The 21452-nt window shown below is 71.8% G+C and carries 18 protein-coding genes and 1 pseudogene; 10 read left to right on the forward strand and 9 right to left on the reverse strand.

Features of this window, described 5'->3' with window-relative positions; genetic code table 11:
- Positions 1-40: 40 nt before the first annotated feature.
- Positions 41-1060 carry an ATP-binding cassette domain-containing protein gene (locus FGW37_RS29935; RefSeq protein ID WP_179084993.1) on the forward strand — a complete coding sequence of 340 codons (1020 nt, stop codon included), beginning with the start codon at positions 41-43 and terminating at the stop codon, positions 1058-1060.
- The gene (locus FGW37_RS29940; RefSeq protein WP_179083920.1) at positions 1057-1851 is read left to right on the forward strand and encodes an ABC transporter permease; all 795 of its coding nucleotides are present in this window, start codon (positions 1057-1059) and stop codon (positions 1849-1851) included. The genes FGW37_RS29935 and FGW37_RS29940 overlap by 4 nt, the downstream gene beginning before the upstream one ends.
- Positions 1852-1944: 93 nt before the next feature.
- On the opposite strand, the gene FGW37_RS29945 is transcribed toward FGW37_RS29940, so the two are convergent.
- The 3 genes from FGW37_RS29945 to FGW37_RS29955 all read right to left on the reverse strand — a co-directional run bounded on the left by FGW37_RS29945 (position 1945) and on the right by FGW37_RS29955 (position 5897).
- Complete coding sequence (locus tag FGW37_RS29945) at positions 1945-3141, reverse strand: ricin-type beta-trefoil lectin domain protein (protein WP_246430640.1); 1197 nt, start codon at positions 3139-3141, stop codon at positions 1945-1947.
- 300 nt (positions 3142-3441) lie between these two features.
- Complete coding sequence (locus FGW37_RS29950; RefSeq protein WP_179083922.1) at positions 3442-4371, reverse strand: NAD-dependent epimerase/dehydratase family protein; 930 nt, start codon at positions 4369-4371, stop codon at positions 3442-3444.
- A gap of 122 nt (positions 4372-4493) precedes the next feature.
- Positions 4494-5897: a short-chain fatty acyl-CoA regulator family protein gene (locus FGW37_RS29955; RefSeq protein ID WP_179083923.1), complete on the reverse strand. Its 1404-nt coding sequence runs from the start codon at positions 5895-5897 to the stop codon at positions 4494-4496.
- A gap of 399 nt (positions 5898-6296) precedes the next feature.
- On the opposite strand from FGW37_RS29955, the gene aceA reads away from it, so the two are divergent.
- From aceA to FGW37_RS29980, 5 genes are all read left to right on the forward strand, one after another.
- Positions 6297-7577 (forward strand): isocitrate lyase, encoded by a 1281-nt coding sequence (gene aceA, locus FGW37_RS29960; RefSeq protein ID WP_179083924.1) that lies wholly within the window; start codon positions 6297-6299, stop codon positions 7575-7577.
- 180 nt (positions 7578-7757) lie between these two features.
- A complete protein-coding gene (aceB, locus tag FGW37_RS29965) occupies positions 7758-9386 on the forward strand; it encodes a malate synthase A (protein ID WP_179083925.1) in 1629 nt (542 codons plus the stop codon).
- Positions 9383-10249, forward strand: a complete 867-nt coding sequence (locus FGW37_RS29970; RefSeq protein ID WP_179083926.1) for a 3-hydroxybutyryl-CoA dehydrogenase — start codon at positions 9383-9385, stop codon at positions 10247-10249. Before aceB ends, FGW37_RS29970 begins: the two co-directional genes overlap by 4 nt.
- Positions 10250-10295: 46 nt before the next feature.
- On the forward strand, positions 10296-11171 hold the full coding sequence (locus FGW37_RS29975) for a YwqG family protein (protein ID WP_179083927.1): 876 nt from the start codon (positions 10296-10298) through the stop codon (positions 11169-11171).
- Positions 11172-11363: 192 nt separating this feature from the next.
- Complete coding sequence (locus FGW37_RS29980; RefSeq protein WP_179083928.1) at positions 11364-14162, forward strand: discoidin domain-containing protein; 2799 nt, start codon at positions 11364-11366, stop codon at positions 14160-14162.
- 35 nt (positions 14163-14197) lie between these two features.
- On the opposite strand, the gene FGW37_RS29985 is transcribed toward FGW37_RS29980, so the two are convergent.
- Genes FGW37_RS29985 through FGW37_RS30000 form a run of 4 tightly spaced genes read right to left on the reverse strand, consistent with a single transcriptional unit; the run spans position 14198 to position 18059 of the window.
- The gene (locus tag FGW37_RS29985) at positions 14198-14854 is read right to left on the reverse strand and encodes an HAD-IA family hydrolase (RefSeq protein ID WP_179083929.1); all 657 of its coding nucleotides are present in this window, start codon (positions 14852-14854) and stop codon (positions 14198-14200) included.
- Positions 14855-14905: 51 nt separating this feature from the next.
- Positions 14906-15937 (reverse strand): bifunctional UDP-4-keto-pentose/UDP-xylose synthase, encoded by a 1032-nt coding sequence (locus FGW37_RS29990; protein ID WP_179083930.1) that lies wholly within the window; start codon positions 15935-15937, stop codon positions 14906-14908.
- Entirely contained in the window at positions 15934-16881 is a 948-nt protein-coding gene (locus FGW37_RS29995; protein WP_179083931.1) for a formyltransferase family protein, read from the reverse strand. The genes FGW37_RS29990 and FGW37_RS29995 overlap by 4 nt, the downstream gene beginning before the upstream one ends.
- Positions 16878-18059: a DegT/DnrJ/EryC1/StrS family aminotransferase gene (locus FGW37_RS30000; protein WP_179084994.1), complete on the reverse strand. Its 1182-nt coding sequence runs from the start codon at positions 18057-18059 to the stop codon at positions 16878-16880. Before FGW37_RS30000 ends, FGW37_RS29995 begins: the two co-directional genes overlap by 4 nt.
- A gap of 128 nt (positions 18060-18187) precedes the next feature.
- Between FGW37_RS30000 and FGW37_RS30005 the strand changes: the two are divergent.
- A pseudogene (locus tag FGW37_RS30005) lies at positions 18188-19382 on the forward strand (GlxA family transcriptional regulator).
- Positions 19383-19423: 41 nt separating this feature from the next.
- Here FGW37_RS30005 and FGW37_RS30010 read toward each other — a convergent pair.
- Positions 19424-19780, reverse strand: a complete 357-nt coding sequence (locus FGW37_RS30010) for a hypothetical protein (protein WP_179083932.1) — start codon at positions 19778-19780, stop codon at positions 19424-19426.
- A gap of 109 nt (positions 19781-19889) precedes the next feature.
- On the opposite strand from FGW37_RS30010, the gene FGW37_RS30015 reads away from it, so the two are divergent.
- On the forward strand, positions 19890-20339 hold the full coding sequence (locus FGW37_RS30015) for a hypothetical protein (RefSeq protein WP_179083933.1): 450 nt from the start codon (positions 19890-19892) through the stop codon (positions 20337-20339).
- Positions 20340-20458: 119 nt separating this feature from the next.
- The gene (locus tag FGW37_RS30020) at positions 20459-20980 is read left to right on the forward strand and encodes a pyridoxamine 5'-phosphate oxidase family protein (protein ID WP_179083934.1); all 522 of its coding nucleotides are present in this window, start codon (positions 20459-20461) and stop codon (positions 20978-20980) included.
- Positions 20981-20997: 17 nt separating this feature from the next.
- Here the strand turns inward: FGW37_RS30020 and FGW37_RS30025 are convergent, their stop codons facing one another.
- Positions 20998-21402, reverse strand: coding sequence for a DUF5997 family protein (locus FGW37_RS30025; RefSeq protein WP_179083935.1), 405 nt, complete (start codon positions 21400-21402; stop codon positions 20998-21000).
- Positions 21403-21452 lie beyond the last annotated feature (50 nt).

Below are 21452 nucleotides of genomic sequence, written 5' to 3' on the forward strand. Positions count from 1 at the left end.
GGACCCCATGCCTTCATCCGCCACGCCCATGCCCATGTCCATGCCCACGCCCCAGCCCGCATTCAAGCCTGGAATCGGGCAGGTGCCGCCCGCCGCCGTCTCCGCCATCGGCCTGCGCAAGTCCTACGGCGACAAGCTCGTCCTCGACGGGATCGACCTGCGCATCCCGGCAGGCACCGTCTTCGCGCTGCTCGGCCCGAACGGCGCCGGCAAGACCACCGTCGTCAAGATCCTCTCCACCCTGATCAGCGCCGACGAAGGCGCTGCCAGTGTCGGCGGCCATGACCTGGCCGCCGATCCGCAGGCGGTGCGCGCCGCGATCGGTGTCACCGGGCAGTTCTCCGCCGTCGACGGCCTGATCACCGGCGAGGAGAACATGCTCCTCATGGCGGACCTGCACCACCTCTCCCGCCGCGAGGGCACGCGCGTGGCCGCCGGGCTGCTGCAGCGCTTCGACCTGGTGGAGGCCGCGAAGAAGCCGGCCTCCACCTACTCCGGCGGTATGAAGCGCCGCCTCGACATCGCGATGACCCTGGTGGGCAACCCGAGAATCATCTTCCTCGACGAACCGACCACCGGCCTCGACCCGCGCTCCCGTCACAACATGTGGCAGATCATCCGCAACCTGGTCTCCGACGGAGTCACCGTCTTCCTCACCACGCAGTACCTGGAGGAGGCGGACGAGCTCGCCGACCGCATCGCGGTGCTCAACGAAGGCAAGATCGCCGCCGAGGGCACCGCCGAGGAACTCAAGCGGCTCATCCCCGGCGGGCACATCCGCCTCCGCTTCTCCGACCCGGCCGCGTACCAGTCCGCCGCATTCGCGCTGCGCGAGGTCAGCCGCGACGACGAGTCCCTCACCCTGCAGATCCCGAGCGACGGCAGCCAGCGCGAGCTGCGCTCCATCCTCGACTGGCTGGACGCGGCCGGCATCGAGGCCGACGAGCTGACCGTGCACACCCCCGACCTCGACGACGTGTTCTTCGCCCTGACCGGCGGCGCCGACGTCCCCGACCAGTCCGACCAGTCCAACCAGCAGTTCAAGGAGACCGTCCGATGAGCTCCCTCTCCCTCGCCGTGCGCGACTCCTCCACCATGCTGCGCCGCAACCTCCTGCACGCCCGGCGCTACCCCTCCCTGACCCTGAACCTGCTGCTCACACCGGTCATGCTGCTGTTGCTCTTCGTCTACATCTTCGGCGACGTGATGAGCGCCGGCCTCGGCGGAGGCGGCGGTGCGGACCGCTCCGCGTACATCGCCTACCTCGTCCCGGGCATCCTGCTGATGACCATCGGCGGCACCGTGGTCGGGACCGCGGTGTCCGTCTCCAACGACATGACCGAGGGCATCATCGCCCGCTTCCGCACGATGGCGATCCACCGTGGTTCGGTGCTCGTCGGGCACGTCGTCGGCAGCGTGCTGCAGTCGATCGCGAGCGTGGTCCTCGTGGGCGCCGTCGCCGTGGCCATCGGCTTCCGGTCCACGGACGCCACGGCCCTGGAGTGGCTGGCCGCGTTCGGACTGCTCGTGCTCTTCGCCACGGCGCTCACCTGGATCGCGGTCGGTATGGGCCTGATCAGCCCGAACGCCGAGGCCGCCAGCAACAACGCGCTGCCGATGATCCTGCTGCCGCTCCTCTCCAGCGCCTTCGTCCCGGTCGACGCGATGCCGGGCTGGTTCCAGCCGATCGCCGAGTACCAGCCGTTCACGCCCGCCATCGAGACCCTGCGCGGGCTGCTGCTGGGCAGCGAGATCGGCAACAACGGGTGGCTCGCCATCGCCTGGTGCCTGGGCCTGACCGTGCTCGGCTACTTCTGGTCGACGTCGAAGTTCAACCGCGACCCGAAATGAGCGCGCGGGCTGCCTCCCCGCAGCTCGTCCCGCCCCGGGGCGGCGTACTCCGGCACTGCGTCGGCGTACGCCGCTCGTCGGCGTGTGTCAGGGCTACTTCGGGGTGACCCAGAGCTGGCGCTTGTTCGTGTTCGCGGTGTACAGCTGGATCTTGGTGCCGTTGACGGTCTTGCCGCCGGTCACGTCGAGCACCTTGCCCGATGCGACGTGCACGATCTGGCCCTTCGCATTCACCGACCACCGCTGCGACGCCTGGCCGTTGCAGTCGAAGAGGCTGATCCTGTTGCCGTCAGTGCTCGCATTGCGCGCGTTGTCCAGGCACTTGCCCAGCGCGCGGAACGTGCTGTCCTTCCCCAGGATCCACGACTGTGCCACTCCGCCGTTGCACGTGAAGAGCTGGACCTGCGTGCCGTTGGCCGCCGTCCCGCCCTTGACGTCGAGGCACTTGTCGCCGATTCCTGTCACCTTGCCCTGCGGAGGGACCGCCGCGCCGGCACCCGTGGCCAGGAGGCGCAGGCCCTGTACGTCGAACTGCTGGACGTAGGAGCCCGCGCGCTTGTCCTGGTAGCCGCTGTTGGTCGTGCACATGACCGGCTTCTCACCGGAGTCGCTGCCCTTGGCGCAGTCACCTCGCTTCGCGCTGCGATCCGCGTGCGTCAGCCCTATCGTGTGCCCGATTTCGTGGCTGACGTGGTTGCGCATGTACGTTTCGCCGCCCCAGGAAGCCAGGGGTTCGCCGTCGGCGGTGAAGAACTCGCTGTCGATGTACGCGTGCCCGCTGGTCACGGTTCCGGGGACGGACGAGGAAGTGAATCCGCAGCTCAGATTCTTGATCCCCGATCCGTCGCGTACCACCTTCCACCCCTTGCCGGCGCTGCCGTCCGCGGGCGGCAGACAGGGACGCTTGAGGAGACCGATGACCACCTCGCCCTTGGGCCTGACGTAGTCCCAGCCCACCGGCCTGGTGTCGACGGTGAAGGGCAGGTTCGTGATGCGCTGCAGGTCCGCGGCCGACGCCTTCGCATAGCGGGCCAACTGGTCCGCGGACTTCTGGTCGTAGAACTTGACCGTGTAGCCGGTCGGCAGGTGCTTGGTCGCGCCGGAGAGCTTCCATCCCTCGCCCTGGGGCGGCGCGTCAGCAGCAGCCGCCGCCACCGCGGCGGCGGCCTTCCTCGGCGCGGGTGCCGCATCCAGCGACATCACGCCGTTCGTGAAGGTCGTCCCGTCGGTGTCCGAGGTGCCGAAGTCCTCCCGACCCGAGTCGTTCGCCTCGGCGGTCGCCGGTGTCACAGCCGGCTGTGCGGCCTCCGGCTCCTTGTCCTCCGTGCCGAATGCGCTGGGTGAGATCTGCAGACCCCCCGCGATGGCCGCCGCGGCGCACGCGGCGACGACAGATATTCGATACTTACCTTTAAGTCGCAAATCCCCGTTGGCCTTTCACCGAAAGAATGCGCGTAGTCCCCGGCCCGTACGAGACGGTCAACCGGGGCAAGGAGATGATAGGGGTGGGCCTGCCGGCGGGCTGAGCAGGATCCTCCCGGTCTTTCCCTGACGTGCGCCCGGGCGGTCACGGGCAGGAAAGGGGCCGCATCAGCGGCGTTCGCGCCACCAGGCCACCGTCGCCTCGACCTGATCGTCGACCGGGGTGGCTCGTACCGCGAACTCGGCTTCGTAGGCGCTCGAATCGGTGACGAACGGGTGGTCGAACTGGTAGCGGATCTCCTTCAGTTCGCGGAGGAGCGGGGAGAAGAGGGACGCGACGCCCAGGACCGCCGGCGAGAGCCTGCGTACCGCGACCGGGCCCGATCCGGCCCGGGCAGCCAGGCGGGCGGTCATCTCGCGGGTGGAGAGCGCGGGTTCCGTCGGGGCGTGCCAGGCCCTTCCCCAGGCTCGCTCCTCACCTGCGACCTCGACCAGGGCCCGGGCCGCATCGGGCAGATAGGTCCAGCTGTGCGGGGCGTCCGGGTCCCCGAGGACGGAGACCGGCTTGCCGCGCAGCAGGCGGGGCATGACGCGCGCGGCGAGGTGCCCGCCGTCGGTCACGCCGGGGCCGAAGAAGTCCGAGGCCCGCACTTCGACCGCCTTGATGCGGCCCTGCTCGTGCAGTTTCCGGGCCTGCTCCCAGACGGCGGCCCGCGCCTTTCCCTTGGGGCCGGTCGCGGCGAGCGGCAGCCGCTCGGTCAGGGGACCCGCCACCGGGCCGTAGCCGTAGAGGTTGCCCAGCATGACCAGGACCGCCCCGGTGGCCTCGGCCGCCGCGCAGAGCGACGAGGCCAGCGGCGGCCAGTCGTTCGCCCAGCGGTGGTACGGCGGTGCGGCACAGCTGAAGATCGCGCTCGCGCCCCGCGCCGCCTCGGCCAGCCGCTCGCCGTCCGCGGCGTCCAGCGCGACGTGCTCGATGCCCGGTTCCGGGCTCCGCCCCGACCGGGTGACGACCCGCACCGCATGGCCCTTCCCGGCCAGCAGCCGGGCGGTGGCCGCCCCGGCGGGCCCGAATCCCACGACTACATAAAGACTCACACGCGCACATTAGCGCGAGTGCCTGTCGCGAAGATCGCGTGGAACAGCAGGCGTTTCCGGAGAGGGATCCTTTAAGGAGACGGCTCGTGGACGGCACACTTCCCGCTCCACCCCCGGCGTGATCACTCGTCCGCCACCGGGTACGGCACGAACGTGCTGCTGTTCTCGTCGATCGCCAGGGGGCGGCCGAGTGGCGGCACGGCCCGCTGCGGGCAGTCGAGGCGTTCGCAGATGCGGCAGCCCATGCCGATGGGCGTGGCGGCGGAGGCGTTGCCGAGGTCGAGGCCGTCGGAGTAGACGAGCCGGGCGGCGTGCCGGATCTCGCAGCCGAGCCCGATGGCGAAGGTCTTGCCGGGCTCGCCCCAGCCGCCGCGCTGGCGGGTGACGGTGCGGGCGGTCCACAGGTAGCGCTGCCCGTCGGGCATGGCGGCGATCTGCACGTGGATGCGTCCGGGAGCGGCGAAGGCCTCGTAGACGTTCCACAGGGGGCAGGTGCCGCCCGCGCGGGAGAAGTGGAAGCCGGTCGCGGACTGGCGTTTGGACATGTTCCCGGCGCGGTCGACGCGGACGAACGAGAAGGGCACGCCTCGCAGCCGCGGCCGCTGGAGCGTGCTGAGCCGGTGGCAGACGGTCTCGTAGCCGACGCCGAAGTGGTCGGTGAGCCGTTCGATGTCGTAGCGCAGCTCCTCGGCCGTCGCGTGGAAGGTGCCGTACGGCAGGATCAGCGCGGCGGCGAGATAGTTGGCGATGCCGATCCGCGCGAGCGACCACGTGGTGGAGCCCTCGTCGTAGTCCTCCGAGGCGAGCGCGGACAGCTCCCCGGCGAACTCCAGCAGGGCCAGCTGCGTGGCCATCCGGAAGGCCCGCTGACCGGGGCGGAGCCGGCCGGAGAGGTGCAGGGTCCGGCGCGCCGGATCGTAGTGGTGCAGGCGGCCGGAGTCCGCGGCGAGCTGTACGGCGTGCCGCTGTGTGAGGCGGGCGGTCAGGGCCGGGAGCACTCCGCCGGGGCGGATGCCGAGGCCGGCGGCCAGCTCCTCGGCGGCGACGTCGAGGTCGTGGAGGTAGTTCCGGCGGCGGTAGAAGAACTCGCGGATCTCCTCGTGGAGGGAGCGGGGTGCGGCCGGGCCGCTGCCGCCGCCCCGGCCGTCCGCGGCCTCCGCCAGGCGCTCGGTCAGGGCCTGGTTGCGGCGGCCCAGGTCGAGCAGGGCGGCGGCGACGGCGGGCAGGCGCGAGGCGAGTTCGGACAGGTCCGACGGGGAGACCCGGGCGCCGGCGATCTCGTCGGCGAGCGCTTCCCGCAGGTCGTCGATGACGCGGGTGGTGCCGGTCTCGGAGAAGAAGGCGGGGTCGACGCCGAACGCCTCGGTCAGACGCAGCAGGACGGGGACGGTCAGCGGCCGGGAGTCGTGCTCCATCTGGTTCAGGTAGCTCGGGGATATGGCCAGGACGCGGGCGAACTCGGCCTGGCTGAGCCGCCGCTCCTCGCGCAGCCTGCGCAGCCGGGCTCCCGCATACGTCTTGCTCACCGTCGACTCCTGTCCGCGTTGGCGGCGTTCTCGCCGTTCTCGCCGTTCTCCGCGTTCCGATGGGAATTGAACCTTCGCAGACTTGGCGGAACGTGCGGAGAAGATTCGCAACACTTGGCAGAAGGCCATGCTTGATGGCACGCAGTGCCACTGCCAGAGTCGTGGTGCGGCCCGACGGAACCGGCCGGAGCCAAGGCGGAAGCCGAACCGGAGCCAAGGCGGAAGTCGACGGTAACCACGGTGGAAGCCGACCGGAAGCACGGCGGAGAGCCTTTGCGCCCACCCGGCCGAGGCACGGCGGGCCATGACTTTCCAGGGAGAGCGGCTTCCCTTCGCAGGATTGACAGAACTTCGACGCGGTCCAGGACACGGTCCGCAGCGCGACACCGGGAGACGATCATGGCGCAGGCACAGACGGCGGCGGAAGCACTGGCGCAGCGGTGGGCGACGGACCCCCGCTGGAAGGGCATCGAGCGCACCTACAGCGCGGAGGACGTCGTCCAGCTGTCCGGCAGCGTCCGCGAGGAGCACACGCTGGCCCGCCGTGGCGCCGAGCGCCTGTGGCGGCAGTTGCACGAGCGCGACTACGTCCATGCGCTCGGCGCCCTCACGGGCGGCCAGGCCGTGCAGATGGTGAGGGCCGGGCTGCAGGCGATCTACCTGTCCGGCTGGCAGGTCGCCGCCGACGCCAACCAGGCCGGGCACACCTACCCCGACCAGAGCCTCTACCCCGCCAACTCGGTGCCGCAGGTGGTGCGGCGCATCAACAACGCCCTGCTGCGCGCCGACCAGATAGCCACTGCCGAGGGCACCGACACGGCCGTCGACTGGCTCGCGCCGGTCGTCGCCGACGCCGAGGCCGGCTTCGGCGGCCCGCTGAACGCCTTCGAGCTCACCAAGGCGATGATCGCGGCCGGTGCGGCCGGCATCCACTACGAGGACCAGCTCGCCTCCGAGAAGAAGTGCGGGCACCTCGGGGGCAAGGTCCTCGTCCCCACCGCCCAGCACATCCGCACCCTCAACGCGGCCCGCCTCGCCGCCGACATCGCCGAGGTGTCCACCCTGATCGTGGCCCGCACCGACGCGCTCGCCGCCAGTCTCCTCACCAGTGATGTCGACGAGCGCGACGCCCGGTTCTGCACCGGCGAGCGCACGGCCGAGGGCTTCTACCGGGTCGAGAACGGCATGGCGCCCGTGATCGCCCGCGGCCTGGCCTACGCCCCGTACGCCGACCTCATCTGGGTCGAGACCGGCACCCCGGACCTGGCCCAGGCCCGCGAGTTCGCCGAGGCCCTCCACGCCCGCTTCCCCGGCAAGATGCTGGCCTACAACTGCTCGCCCTCGTTCAACTGGAAGGCGGCCCTGGACGATGATCAGATCGCCAAGTTCCAGCGCGAGCTCGGGGCGATGGGCTACCGCTTCCAGTTCATCACCCTGGCAGGCTTCCACTCCCTCAACCACGGCATGTTCGACCTCGCCCGCGGCTACGCGGAGCACGGCATGACCGCCTACGTCGACCTGCAGGAGCGCGAGTTCGCGGCCCAGGCCGACGGCTTCACCGCGGTCCGGCACCAGCGCGAGGTCGGCACCGGCTACTTCGACCTGGTCTCGACCGCCGTCAACCCCGCCTCCTCCACCACCGCACTGAGCGGCTCCACCGAGGAGGAGCAGTTCCACTAGGAGCCCCCGGCCCGCCCCGTGCCGGGTGCGGGCCGGGCCCACCCGGCTCGGTACCGGGCCGGACCACGGCGTCACGCGCGTGCGCACGCCGGTTCACGTCCAGGTGAGGGCAGGACGAGGACGAGTACGACTACGACCGTCCTCGTCCCGCCCTCACCGATCCGCCGATGGAGACCCCGCATGCCCACCACCGAACTGACCACTCGCGTCGAGGTTCTCGGCCCGCCCGGGCACCGCCACGACGAGGTCCTCACGCCCGAGGCGCTGGACTTCACCGGCCGCCTCGTCACGGCCTTCGCCGCCCGGCGCACCGAACTGCTCCGGGAGCGCCGCCGCCGCGCCCTGCTCCTGGCCTCCGGCGCGGCCCTCGACTTCCCCCTCGTCACCTCCGCCGTCCGCACCGACCCCCTCTGGCGCGTCGCACCGCCCGCGCCGGGCCTGACCGACCGCCGGGTGGAGATCACCGGGCCGCCCGAGCGGCGCATGACCGTCAACGCCCTCAACTCCGGCGCTCAGGTGTGGATGGCCGACTTCGAGGACGCCACCTCACCCACCTGGGACAACGTCATCGCCGGGCAGCTGAACCTGCTCGACGCCGTCGAGCGGCGCATCGACTTCACCACGCCCGCAGGCAAGCGGTACGAGCTCGGCGACCGGCTCGCGACCATCATGGTCCGCCCGCGGGGATGGCACCTCACGGAGGAGCACCTCACCGTCGGCGGCCACCCCGCCCCCGCCGCCCTCGTCGACTTCGGCCTGTACTTCTTCCACTGCGCCCGGCGGCAGATCGACGCCGGCTACGGACCGTACTTCTACCTGCCCAAGCTCGAGAACCGCTACGAAGCCCGCCTGTGGAACGACGTGTTCGTCCTCGCCCAGGAACTGCTGGGCATCCCGCGCGGCACGGTCCGCGCGACCGTCCTCATCGAGACGATCACCGCGGCCTTCGAGATGGAGGAGATCCTCTACGAGCTGCGCGAGCACAGCGCCGGGCTCAACGCGGGCCGCTGGGACTACCTCTTCAGCGTCATCAAGAACTTCGCGCACCGCCCCGACTTCGTCCTCCCCGACCGGGCCGAGGTCACCATGACGGCTCCCTTCCTGCGCGCCTACACCGAGCTGCTGGTGCGCACGTGCCACCGGCGCGGCGCCCATGCGATCGGAGGGATGGCGGCGCACGTGCCCGGCCGGGACAAGGACGCCGACGCGGCGGCGCTCGCCAAGGTGCGGCTGGACAAGGAGCGCGAGGCCGAGGACGGCTTCGACGGCTCCTGGGTCGCCCACCCCGGCCTCGTCCCCGTCTGCCGCGACGTCTTCGGCACGGTCCTGGACGGCCGGCCGCACCAGATCGACCGCACCCGCGACGACGTCGACGTCAGCGCCGCCGACCTGCTCGCCGTCCGCCGCATCAGCGGCCCGCCGACGGGGGAGGGCGTCCGCGCGAACATCGCCGTCGCCCTGCGGTACTTCGACGCCTGGCTGCGCGGCAGCGGAGCCGTCGCGCTCCACGGGCTGATGGAGGACGCCGCCACCGCCGAGATCGCCCGGTGCCAGATATGGCAGTGGATACGCCACGGCGCGGTCGACCGCGCCACGGTGCTCGCCCACCTCGACGCGGAGACCGCGGCCCTGGCCGGGGAGCTGCCGCACGCGCACGCCGCGCAGGCCCGCGACATCTTCGAACGCACCGCGCTGGCGAAGGAACTGCCGGCGTTCTTCACCGCCGACGCCTACAGCCGCCACCTCGTCCGGCACGGCGTCCGGCAGGTCGTCCGGCACGTCACCTGTCAGCCGGAGGTGCGGTCGTGAGTGCATCCCTCCGGCGGATCGGCGTGGTCGGCGGCGGTCGGATGGGCACCGGCATCGCCGAGATCTGCGCCCGCGCCGGGCTCGACACCGTGGTCTGCGAGGCGGACGCGACCGCCGCGCACGCCGCACGCGCCCGCGTCACGGCGTCCCTCGCCCGCGCCGTGGAGAAGGGAAAGCTGGAGCGGGCCTGCGCCGAGGACGCCCTGGCCCGTCTCGTCTTCACCGGCAGCCTCGACGACCTGGCCGACCGCCACCTCGTCATCGAGGCCGTGGTCGAGAACCCGGACGTGAAGACCGAGGTCTTCGCCGCTCTGGACAAGATCGTCGAGGATCCGGAGGCGATCCTCGCCACCAACACCTCCTCCATCCCCGTCATGCGCCTCGGCATGGCGACCCGGCGCGCCGACCGCGTCGTAGGCCTGCACTTCTTCAACCCCGTGCCCGTCCTTCCCCTGGTGGAGGTGGTCGCCTCCCTGCACACCGCGCCGGAGACCGTCACCGCCGTCGAGGACTTCGCCGCCGCCCTGGGCAAGTCGGTCGTCCGCTCGCAGGACCGGGCCGGCTTCGTCGTCAACGCGCTGCTCATCCCGTACCTCCTCTCGGCCGTCCGCATGGCCGAATCGGGGTTCGCCACCGCCGCCGACGTGGACGCCGGCATGGAACTGGGCTGCGCCCACCCGATGGGCCCGCTCAAGCTCGCGGACCTCATCGGCCTGGACACCGTCGCCTCCATCGCGGAATCCCTCTACGAGGAGTTCAAGGAGCCCCTGTACGCCCCGCCCCCGCTGCTGCAGCGGATGGTCCAGGCGGGCCTCCTCGGCCGCAAGAGCGGCAGGGGGTTCCACGTGTACGGCCGGGGCTGACGATCCCGGGCGGCCCGTTGTCAGTGGTCCCGGGCATGATCGCCCCATGACACAGAACACCACCGACGCCCTGCACGCGGTCGCCCGCGCACACCTGCCCGCCGATATCGCCGAGCGGTGGATCGGCTTGCTGCGGCCGGGCCTGGGCCTGGTGAAGGCCACGGGCGAGGGGGCCGGTCCGGGGGAGGACGCGGGGGCGGACGCGGTCATCGGCCGGCTCGGCGGGCTGCCCGAGCTCCCCGAGAACGAGGAGTGGCCCGTATGGGAGGGGCACGGCCCGCTCACCTTCATCGCTTCCCTCGACTGCGCCGCGCTGCCCTCCGAGGCCCTCGACATCGCCTTGCCGGCGGACGGCACCCTGTTCTTCTTCTACTTCGACGGGCAGCTGGACGACGGCCGTGCTCTGGTCCTGCCCGATGAGCCCGACAGCTGGGCGGGAGCACGCGTGCTGTACGTACCGGCGGGCGTCCCCCTCGTCGAGCGATCGGCCCCCGCGGGAATCCGGCCTTACGCCGAGGTACGGCTGACGGCGCACGTGGAGGCGACGGCCCCCTATCCCTGGCACCCGGTGGTCTACCGGGAGTTCGCGCCGATGCCTGACGACCACCCGCTGTGGGACGAGGACTTCCAGGAGGCCCTGTGGGACGTCCCGGGTGCGGGACACCTCGTCGGAGGCCACGCCGACCCGGTGCAGGACGACGTGGAGTCCGAGGTCGCCCGCGCCGCCCTGGGCAACCCCCCGAACGACGACCCCCGCATCGACGAGGAGGCGCTGCGCTGGACGCTGCTCGCCCAGATCGACTCGGACGACGACGCCGGGATGATGTGGGGCGACTGCGGTGCCCTGTACTGGCTCATACGCCCCGAAGACCTGGCCGCCCGCCGCTTCGACCGCGCCATGTTCACCTGGCAGTGCAGCTGACGTACCGGGCGCAGGGGGTACGGCAACGGCTGCCGGGCGTGTAAGTCCCCAGGGACGCGGGGCGGGTTGGATAGGGTCGGGAGAGTGGGGAGAGCCTTCAAGACTCGTACGAGTTACCGAAGGTATTGACGTTTATCATTCATAAAATTATGGTCGCGGGACTCTCGCAGGAGATCAAGACGACGGAGAACAATGACGTACTCTCCCGGCGCGCGGCCACGTCCCGTCCGCCTGTCCGCACTGCTGCTCGCAGGCGCGCTCGTCGCCTCGGCAGCGCCCGCGGCCGCCGCCCCAGCGCCCCAACCCCCCACCGCCGACCGTCCCCCCACCTCCGTCTCCCCGTCCTCCGGCAGCTGCCGGACCGACGACGGCTGGACTCTCGAGACCACCCGCGCCGACACCGACGACACCCACCACGCCTACGTGGGCAACGGCTACCTGGGCCAGCGCGTGGCGCCCAACGGGGCCGGTTACACCGACAGCGGCGCCAAGACCGGCTGGCCCCTGTTCACCCCGAGCTACGACGGCTCGTTCGTCTCCGGTCTCTACGCGCACAACAAGCAGACCGCCGGGGACCGGCAGGCCGTCGCGGCCCTGCCCACCTGGACCACGCTCAACGTCAGCACCGGTGGCACCGGCGGCACTGGCGGCGAGCACGGCGATACCTTCAACTCTTCGACGAATCCGGGTCGTATCTCCGGATACCGCCAGACCCTCTTCCTGCACTGCGGCATCGTCCGGACGTCCCTGACCTGGACCGCCGCCGACGGACGCAAGACCGACCTGGTCTACGAGGTGCTGGCCGACCGCAACGACCCGCACGCGGGCGCCGTACGGCTGAGCATGACGCCGCGCTGGAGCGGCGAGGCCACCGTGACCGACCGGATCGACGGGCACGGCGCCCGGCGCATCCGGCAGACCGGGGGCGGCGACCGGACCGCGGAGCCCGGCCGGGGCGACCAGGGTGACCAGGGCGACCGGAACGGCCGGACCATGGACGTCGCCTTCCGTACCGACGGCACGGACACCGACGGCGCGGTCGCCTCCACCCTGCGCGCCGGGCACGGCGTGCACCCCGCGAAGGCCCGGCCGGCGGACGCCGCCCAGGATCTCAGCGCACAGCAGTCCCTCACCTTCCCCGTCCGCAAGGGCCGGGCGTACGAACTCACCAAGTACGTGGGCGTCGACACAGCGCTCACCTCGCGCTCCCCCCGCCAGGACGCCACGAACACCTCCCGGCGCGCCGCCCGGCGCGGATGGGACGGCCTGGCGCGCGCCCACACCGCCACCTGGGCCCGGCTGTGGCGCTCCGACATCGAGGTGCCCGGCCGGCGCGACCTGCAGGCATGGGTGCGCTCCGCGCGCTACGGGCTGCTGTCCAGCACCCGGGAGGGCGCCGCCAACAGCATCGCCCCCGCCGGGCTGACCAGCGACAACTACGCGGGCCTGGTGTTCTGGGACGCCGAGACGTGGATGTACCCGGCCCTGCTGGCCACCTCGCCCGAACTGGCCAGGACCGTCGTCGAGTACCGGTACCGGACCCTCCCCGGAGCGCGCGAGAACGCCCGCAAGCTCGGCTATCAGGGGCTCTTCTACCCCTGGAACAGCGGCAGCAAGGGCGACCTGGCCCGGGAGTGCCACAGCGTGGACCCGCCCCACTGCCGCACCCAGATCCACCTCCAGTCCGACATCTCCCTCGCCACCTGGCAGTACTACCTCGCCACCGGCGACACCGCCTGGCTGCGCGAGCGCGGCTGGCCGGTGATGAAGGGCATCGCCGAGTTCTGGGCCGGCAGGGTCCACCGCAACACGGACGGCAGCTACTCCATCAAGGACACCGCCGGCCCCGACGAGTACAGCAACGGCGTCGACGACGCGGTCTTCACCAACGCCGGAGCCGTCACCGCGCTGCGCAACGCCGCCCGCGCCGCCCAGCTGCTCGGCGAGCGCGCGCCGGGGGAGTGGAAGACGATCGCCGACCGCATCCGGATCCCCTACGACGCGCAGCGCAAGGTCTTCCAGCAGTACGACGGCTACCGGGACAGCAAGATCAAACAAGCCGACACGGTGCTGCTGATGTACCCCCTGGAGTGGCCGATGCCCGAGGGCGCAGCGGCAAGCACCCTCGACTACTACGCCCAGCGGACCGACCCCGACGGCCCCGCCATGACGGACTCGGTCCACGCCATCGCCGCCGCCGGCACGGGCGAACCGGGCTGCTCGGCGTACACCTACCTGCAGCGCTCCATCAGGCCGTTCGTCCGCGGCCCCTTCGCCCAGTTCTCGGAAGCGCGCGGCGCCAAGGCGGGCGCCGAGGACCCGCTGGCCGGCTCGCCCGCGCACGACTTCCTCACCGGCAAGGGCGGCTTCCTGCAGACGTTCACCAACGGCCTGACCGGCATGCGCATGCGCGAGGACCGGCTCCGCCTCGACCCGATGCTGCCCCCGCAGCTCGGCCGCGGAGTCACCCTGCGCGGTCTGCACTGGCAGGGACGCACGTACGACATCGAGCTCGGCGCCCACGACACCACCGTGCGGCTCACCGGCGGCGCGCCCATGACCCTCGACACCCCGCAGGGCGAACAAGTCCTCACCCAGGCCGCCCCGGCCGTCCTCAAGACGCGCCGCCCCGACCTCGTCCCGACCGGCAACGTGGCCCGCTGCACCGCGGTCACCGCCTCCTCGGAGGAGCCCGGCCTGTACGCGGCCGCCGCCGTCGACGGCAGCACGGCCACGGCCTGGGTCCCGGACGGGCCGTCCGGTACCCTCACCACCGACCTCGGCAAGCCCGTCCGCGTCACCGAGGTCACCCCCGCCTGGAGCGGCCCGGCACCGGCCTCGTACGACATCCAGCTGTCCGCCGACGGACGGCGATGGCGGAACGCCGCTGCCGGGGGCGGGGCGGAATCCGCGCGGTACGTACGGGTGGTGGTGCGCAGTGACGCCAAGGCCGAGTCCCGCACGGGCATCGCGGAGCTGACGGTCTCGTAGGGGAGGCACAGCGGGCGGGCCGCTGAGCGGCCCGCTCAGCCGACGACGACCTCCAGCTCCCCGGCCTCGTCGACCCGGGCGGAGACGGCGGTCAGGTCGGCGACGGTGGCGTCCGCGTCGAGTTCGTCCCGGCGGTGCGTCGTCGTCAAGGCGATGGTCGCCATTCCGGCCGCCCGCCCGGCGGCCAGACCGGCGGGCGCGTCCTCGACGACGATGCACCGGGACGGGTCGACACCGAGCCGCTCGGCCGCCAGGAAGAACGGCTCCGGGTGGGGCTTGTAGTGGGCGAGGTCGTCGTCCGACGTGATGAGGAATTTGGGGTGGATGCCCACCTGGTTGAGGCGGGTCTCGGCCACGCGCCGGCTGCTGGACGTCACCACGGCCCAGCGGTCCTGGGGCAGCGAGGCCAGCAGCCCGGCGGCGCCGGGCACGGGCACCACACCACCGTCGAGCGCGTCGGCCACCTCTGCGTCGGCCAGGCGCCGGAGCCCTTCGGCGACCTGCCCGGCGGGCAGGAGAGCGGCGGCGATCTCGGCGGCCGGCCGCCCGTGCACCTCGACGCGCGCCATGGCCTCCTCCAGCGTCATGCCGTACGACTCGACCCAGCTGCTCCAGACGCGCTTGACCGACTGCAGGGAGGAGACCAGCGTTTCATCGCTGTCGAAGAGGAGGGCACTCGCCGAAAATCGCATGGCTGGGAGCGTACATGGCGTGTCCATGTACTCGTTCCGGGCGGGTGAGCCCTACGGCGTTGAGCCTGTCGTAACGGGCAGGTACGCGCGGACGGTGGACGTCAGGAGCTCCTCGAACCCGATGACCGGATTCCAGCCCAGGAGCGTCCTGGCCCGGTGGATCGCCGGTACGCGGCGGCCGACGTCCTGGTAACCGGGCCCGTAGTACTCGGCGCCGGACTGCTCGACGATGCGCACGGTCGCGGGGAGGTCCTCGTATCCGGGGGTGGCGGCGACGACGCGGACGAGGCTCTGCGCGAGCTCGCGGATCGATCGTTCGTTGCCGGGGTGACCCAAGTTGAAGATCTTGCCGTCGGCCTTTCCGCCGGTATCGGCCAGGATGCGCAGGAGCCCGTCCACGCCGTCGTCGATGTGGGTGAAGCAGCGGCGCTGGGATCCGCCGTCGACCAGGACCAAGGGCTCGCGCCGGATCAGGTGGCCGAGCATCTGGGCGACCACGCGGGAGGAGCCCGGCGCGTGGCGGCGCGGGTCGTCCAGGCCCGGGCCTGTCCAGTTGAACGGACGGAAGAGGGTGTAGCGCAGCCCCTGCTGCTCGGCCAGGGCGTGGATGACGCGGTCCAGGAGCTGCTTGGAGGCGGCGTAGATCCAGCGGGACTTGTCGGCGGGACCGTAGACCAGCGGACTCTCGTACTCGTCGAACTCCTCGTCCTGGCACATTCCGTAGACCTCGGAGCTGGAGGGGAAGACCACGCGCGTACCGGTGGCCGCGCACCGGCGGACGACGTCGAGGTTGTGCTGGAAGTCCAGGTCGAAGGTGGCCAGGGGATCGCTGACGTACGTGGCGGGCGTGGCGACGGCCACGAGGGGCAGGCACACGTCGGCCCAGCGCAACTGCCGGTCGATCCAGTCGCCGTGTTCGGTCACGTCTCCGGTGCGGAAGGCGAGGCGGGGATGGCCCAGGACGTCGCCGAGGCGTTCCGCGGTCAGGTCGAGGGCGCGTATGTGCCAGTCGGTGCGGTGCAGGACCGCCCGGGTCAGGTGGCTTCCGAGGAAGCCTCCGGCGCCGAGGACGAGGATGTTCACCGGGCGCCGCCGCCCTGCCCGAGGACGGCCTGGTGGTGCAGGACGTGGGAGAGGTCCGCCGGGGCGCACCGCCGTCCGTCGAGCTCGACCTCGTCCAGGCGCAGGCGGCGTCCGTCGCCGCACACCACGAACACACCGGACGGTTGCGTGTGGACCTCGCCGGGGCGCCGGTGGCCCGGGTGGGGGAGCGGCTCAGGCTCCGGCGAGGGGTAGCCGGCCCGCCGGATGGTGAGCTTGTGAGGACCCATGTAGCAGAACGCTCCGGGGTAGGGGTGGGTGACGGCGCGGATGAGGTTGCGGACGTCCTCGGCGGAGTGCCGGAAATCGATCAGCCCGTCGGCCGGGCGCCTGCGCCCGAAGGTGGTCGCCTTCGAGGCGAGCTGCGGCCAGCGCGGTGCACTGCCGTCGATCACCGGCCGTGCGCTGCGCCGCAGCACGGCCTCGGTGGCCGGCAGGAGCTTGCGGTGGACGTCCACGGGCGTGTCGTCCGCGCCGATGGGGAAGCTCTCCTGGTCGACGAGGTCGCCCGCGTCCGGCTCGGCGACCATGTGGTGCAGGCTGACGCCGCCCTCCCGTTCGCCGTGGAGGATCTGCCAGTTGACGGGTGCCCGGCCCCGGTAGCGGGGCAGGAGGCTTCCGTGGAGGTTGACGGCGACGGGGGCGAGTGCGAGGACGCCGGCCGGCAGGATCCGCCGCCAGTAGGCGCTGAACAGGGCACGGGGCGCGAGTGCGCGGATGTGCTCCTGCTCGGCGGCGGTGCGCGGGTCGGCGTGACGTACGGGGATGTTCAGGGAGGCCGCCGTGCCGGCCACGGACCCGAACCAGGTGTTCTCCCCCGGGGCGTCGCGGTGGGTGTAGACGCAGGCGATGCCGACGCCGAGGTCGTCGAGGACCTCCACCGTGCGGCAGCCGACGTCGTGATAGGCGAAGAGCACCACGGTCATCGCGCATCACCGGGGGCCGGCAGGCGGTGGCGTGCCACCAGGGTGCGCACAGCCGCGACGACGCGGTCCTGCTCGTCGTCGCTCAGCCCGGGATGGAGGGGGAGGGAGACGAGGGCCTCCCCGGCGGCCTCGGTGACGGGCAGACCGCCGGGCGGCTTCCTGTGGTCACTGCGGTAGTGGTGATGCAGGTGGAGAGGGGTGAAGTGCACTCCCGCACCGATGCCCAGCTCGCCGAGTGCGCCGATGAAGGCGTCCCGTTCGATGGCCAGCCGGTCGAGCCGCAGGCGTACGGCGTACAAATGCCAGGCGTGGACGTGTGCGTACGGCGGAACCTCGGGCAGGTCGATCTCCTCCGAGCCGGCCAGCAGCCGCCCGTACCTCTCGGCGAGTTCACGTCTGCGGGCGTTGAAGCGATCGAGCTTGCGCAGCTGGACGATGCCGAGTGCGGCGTGGAGGTCGGGCATGGTGTATTTCCAGCCCGGCTCCAGCACTTCGTAGCGCACCGGGCCCGTGCCGTGATGCCGCGACCAGGTGTCCTTGGTGATCCCGTGGAAGCGCAGCAGCCGCAGCCGCTCGGCCAGCCGGTCGTCCGAGACGGTCACCATGCCGCCCTCTGCGGTGGTGATGTTCTTCACCGGATGGAAGCTGAAGACCGCAGGCTCCGTCCCGCAGCCGATGGGCTCCGAGCCGTAACGGGTGCCCAGGGCGTGCGCCGCGTCGTGCACGAGGGTGATGCCACGGTCGCGGGTCACGGCGCGCAAGGCGTCGAGGTCGGCCGGCGCCCCCGCGTAGTGCACGGGGATGACGGCACGCGTGTCAGGGGTGATCCGGCGGGCCGCATCGGCCGGATCGAGCAGCAGCGTGCCGGGCAGCACGTCGGCGAACACCGCCCTGGCACCGAGAAGTTCGACGACGTTGGCCGTGGACGGCCACGTCAGGGACGGAACGATCACCTCGTGCCCCGGGCCGACCCCCAGCGCGGCCAGGACGAGGTGCAGGCCCGCCGTGGCGGAGTCGACGGCGACGGCGTGCGAGGCGCCCAGCAACTCCCCGAAGGCCTCCTCGAACTCCCCGGCCCGTGGCCCCGCTGCGAGCCAGCCCGAACGCAGCACGTCCACGACCGCGGCGATCTCGTCGTCCTCGATCGTCGGCTTGCTTAACGGAATCCGCTGTTCCATGCCGGACACTGCCCCACCTGTCGTTCTGTCATGTTGATGTCACCCAGTGTTGATCATAGTGGCGGCGGCCGACAGGAGGATCTTCAGGAGTTCGCCGGGGGCTCCCTGCATCACGTTGTGCCCACGGCATGCGCCCGCCACGCGGGGTCGCGCCGCAGCTGCTCGTACACGGGCGTGAACGGGGAGCTGCCGGGCCAGCCCGTGGCGTACACGTAGTCCTTGCTCCGGAAGCGGTCGAGCCCGCCGTTCAGCTTGATCGCCTGCATCAGGGACGCGAGCGGGTGCGGGGTGGCGCGCGGGTCGAAGAAGGGCAGGGGTGCGCTCGTGTATCCGTTCTCGCCCACCCCGCCGAGATACCACTCCCGCTCGTTGTCGGTGACCAGCGACCAGCTGGAGTCCCCGTCCCGCGGCACGACGGCGTCGACGTAGACCGGGCCCGCCACTCTGTCCGGGAGCACGGCGCCGACGCGCTGCGGACGGCGGACACCGTGGTCGTGCCCCCGTTCACCTGCGGCCCCGCGGAGGAGAGGGACTGGTTCCCCGGCGAACTGGCCGCGGCGTTCGCCCTCCTGCCGCCGGGCGCCCGCATCGTGTCGATCTGCACGGCGTCGTACGTCCTGGCGGCCGCGGGCATGCTCGACGGCCGCCCCGCAACCACTCACTGGAACGAAGCCGACCACTTCCAGCGGACGTTCCCCCGGGTGAAGGTCGACGCGAACGTGCTGTTCGATGACGAGGGGAAGGTGCTCACCGCGGCGGGAGTCGCCGCCGGCATCGACGCGTGCCTGCACCTCCTGCGGCAGGACCACGGCAGCGAGATCGCCAACCGGGTGGCGCGGCTGTGCGTCGTCCCGCCGTGGCGTGAAGGCGGCCAGGCGCAGTACATCGAACGCCCGGTTCCGGAGCCGACGGCCGCCACCACGGCGGCGGCCCGCGTATGGGCCCACGAACAGCTCCACCGGCCCCTCACCCTGGCCGAACTGGCCGCGCACGCGCGCATGAGCGTCCGCACGTTCTGCCGGCGCTTCCGCGACGAGGTGGGCATGCCGCCGGGGCAGTGGCTGCTGCAGCAGCGCCTCCGGCACGCGCACCGGCTCCTGGAGACCACCGACCTGACGGTGGACCGCGTGGCCGCCGAAGCGGGCTTCGGAACCGCCGCCTCCACTGCGCCGGCACCTGGCCGCCGAGACGGGCGTATCGCCGACGGCCTACCGTCATACGTTCCGCGCCGGTGCCCGTCCGGCCGCCGGTGTGCAGGCGGATACGGCCGGGGACGTAGGCGCCGAGGGTGTCGAGGGCGTCGAGCGCGCCGGGGACGCGTAAGGGACGCCGGAGCCATGAACGCTTCGGCCGGGCGCGGCCGGTCAGGGGCGGGTGTCGCTGTGGCCGCACACCCAGGCCAGGGTGTCGAGCACCCCGTGGACGTAGTCCCTCGGCACCGTCCGCTGCGTGAAGTCCTCCAGTTGCGCTTGTGCGGCGTCCGCTTCGGCTGTCAGGACCGCCAGGTCCGGGGCCTCGTCGGAGCGGCCGCCGGTGACCGGTGACACCTGTCCCCGGCCCAGGGCCCAGAGGTAGGCGGTCAGGGCGCCGCGCGTGTACTGCGTCTGCCGGACCGGCCCGGCCGCCTTCCGGTCGAGCCGGCGATGGGCCTGCTGGACCTCGGGGACGGGCCGGACTCCGGCCCTCGGCCCTTCGGGACCGATGCGGTGAGAAGTAGTCATATCGATACGCGTAGCCCCACCGAACGGTTCTACGCCTCGCGTATCGGTGCCCGGCTCCGGGGGTAGTCAGGGAGAGCGCGTCCCGGCACTTCCGGAGAAGGGAAGCATCATGGCGGACCACAGTGCGGCAGAGGTGCCCGGCGGCTCGAGCGACGCCATGGACGCCATGGCCAATCCGGCGGTCGAGCGTGGCACGCTCTCCCTGACGCAGTCGGAGGACGGCGTTCCGACGCTGACGGTGAGCGGAGGGAACGCCATCGCCAAGGGAATCCGCGTGGTGGACGACTCGGGCAAGGTGATCGCGGCCTACGTGGGCTTCTGCGTCGACGACCTCAGCGTGGCCAAGTCGATGCAGAGTGCGGTGTCCGGAGCCGTGGCCCACTCCCTCGACGGCATATCCGAGAAGCAGGCCGCGAAGGCCGAGGCGCCGTCGGGCGTCATCACCGGGCACACCGGCCCCGACACCCCGGTGAAGCTGACCCCGGACGAGTTCCGCGAACAGGTCGTGATCACCTTGGCGACCGAGCTGATCGACCTCTCCCGCGACCTGCGCCGCTGATCTCCTGCGCGACCGGCCCGGCGGCCGGCCGGACCGGATGCAGGGTCCTCGCGGGAAGGGCACGATCGGCCCATGGGGCGGTCGGCCCGTCGGCCCGTCGGCCCCGGGAGGAGACGCCCATGCCCGACACGGAACCCCTCACCGCACTGGACGAGCGCTACAGCAGCGCCCGGGCGACGGCAGCGGACTGGAGCGACGCCGTCGCCGCGCTGGCCCGGGCGGAGGTGTACTGGCTGACGACCGTACGCCCCGACGGGCGCCCGCACGTCACGCCCCTGATCGGCGTATGGGAGGACGGTGCGCTGCACTTCTGCACCGGCGCGGAGGAGCGCAAGGCGAAGAACCTGCGGAGCAACCCGCACGTCGCCCTCACGACCGGCTGCAACACCCTCCGGGAGGGCTGCGACCTGGTCGTCGAGGGGGAGGCCGTGCAGGTGAGCGACGAGCGGCGGCTGCGGCGGCTCGCCGGCGCGTGGGAGGCGAAGTACGGCACGGAGTGGCACTTCGACGTGGCGAACGGCGTGTTCGTCCACGGCGCCGGCGAGGCCCTGGTCTTCGCGGTGGCCCCCCGCACGGCCTTCGGCTTCGGCAAGGGGGAGCCCTACAGCCAGACCCGCTGGCGGTTCACCGGGAGCGGGTGACCAAGGTCACGGAGGGGTCAGGAGCGCGGGCCGTCGTCCTGGCCGTCGCGCGCCGCGTTCTTCTCCTTGATGCGCGCCGCCTCCTTGCGGACCTCGGCCTGCGTGGCGCGCTCGCGCTGCAGCCACTCGGGCTGCTCGTTCTTCAGCGCGTCGATCTGCTCCGTCGTGAGGGCCTCGGTGACCCCGCCGCGGGCCAGGCCGGCGATGGAGACGCCGAGCTTCGCCGCCACCACGGGACGGGGGTGCGGGCCGTTGCGGCGCAGGTCCTGCAGCCACTGGGGCGGATCGGCCTGCAGCGCGTTGAGCTCGCTGCGCGAGACGACACCCTCCTGGAACTCGGCGGGGGTGGCCTGGAGGTACACACCCAGCTTCTTCGCCGCGGTCGCGGGCTTCATGGTCTGGGCGGTCTTGTGCGACGTCATGCTGTCAAGGGTATCGAGCATGTGAGCTACCTCTGACCACGACCGGTAAC

The sequence above is a fragment of the Streptomyces rectiverticillatus genome (genome assembly GCF_013394065.1).
Classification (GTDB): Bacteria; Actinomycetota; Actinomycetes; order Streptomycetales; family Streptomycetaceae; genus Streptomyces; species Streptomyces rectiverticillatus.

What these genes read in the sequence shown, in the direction of transcription:
- FGW37_RS29935 (WP_179084993.1), top strand. Translation starts at nt 41, where the DNA reads ATGCCCACGCCCCAGCCCGCATTCAAGCCTGGAATCGGGCAGGTGCCG.
- FGW37_RS29940 (WP_179083920.1), top strand. Translation starts at nt 1,057, where the DNA reads ATGAGCTCCCTCTCCCTCGCCGTGCGCGACTCCTCCACCATGCTGCGC.
- aceA (WP_179083924.1), top strand. Translation starts at nt 6,297, where the DNA reads ATGGCGCAGGCACAGACGGCGGCGGAAGCACTGGCGCAGCGGTGGGCG.
- aceB (WP_179083925.1), top strand. Translation starts at nt 7,758, where the DNA reads ATGCCCACCACCGAACTGACCACTCGCGTCGAGGTTCTCGGCCCGCCC.
- FGW37_RS29975 (WP_179083927.1), top strand. Translation starts at nt 10,296, where the DNA reads ATGACACAGAACACCACCGACGCCCTGCACGCGGTCGCCCGCGCACAC.
- FGW37_RS29980 (WP_179083928.1), top strand. Translation starts at nt 11,364, where the DNA reads ATGACGTACTCTCCCGGCGCGCGGCCACGTCCCGTCCGCCTGTCCGCA.
- FGW37_RS29985 (WP_179083929.1), bottom strand. Translation starts at nt 14,854, where the DNA reads ATGCGATTTTCGGCGAGTGCCCTCCTCTTCGACAGCGATGAAACGCTG.
- FGW37_RS29995 (WP_179083931.1), bottom strand. Translation starts at nt 16,881, where the DNA reads ATGACCGTGGTGCTCTTCGCCTATCACGACGTCGGCTGCCGCACGGTG.
- FGW37_RS30000 (WP_179084994.1), bottom strand. Translation starts at nt 18,059, where the DNA reads ATGGAACAGCGGATTCCGTTAAGCAAGCCGACGATCGAGGACGACGAG.
- FGW37_RS30010 (WP_179083932.1), bottom strand. Translation starts at nt 19,780, where the DNA reads ATGACTACTTCTCACCGCATCGGTCCCGAAGGGCCGAGGGCCGGAGTC.
- FGW37_RS30015 (WP_179083933.1), top strand. Translation starts at nt 19,890, where the DNA reads ATGGCGGACCACAGTGCGGCAGAGGTGCCCGGCGGCTCGAGCGACGCC.
- FGW37_RS30020 (WP_179083934.1), top strand. Translation starts at nt 20,459, where the DNA reads ATGCCCGACACGGAACCCCTCACCGCACTGGACGAGCGCTACAGCAGC.
- FGW37_RS30025 (WP_179083935.1), bottom strand. Translation starts at nt 21,402, where the DNA reads ATGACGTCGCACAAGACCGCCCAGACCATGAAGCCCGCGACCGCGGCG.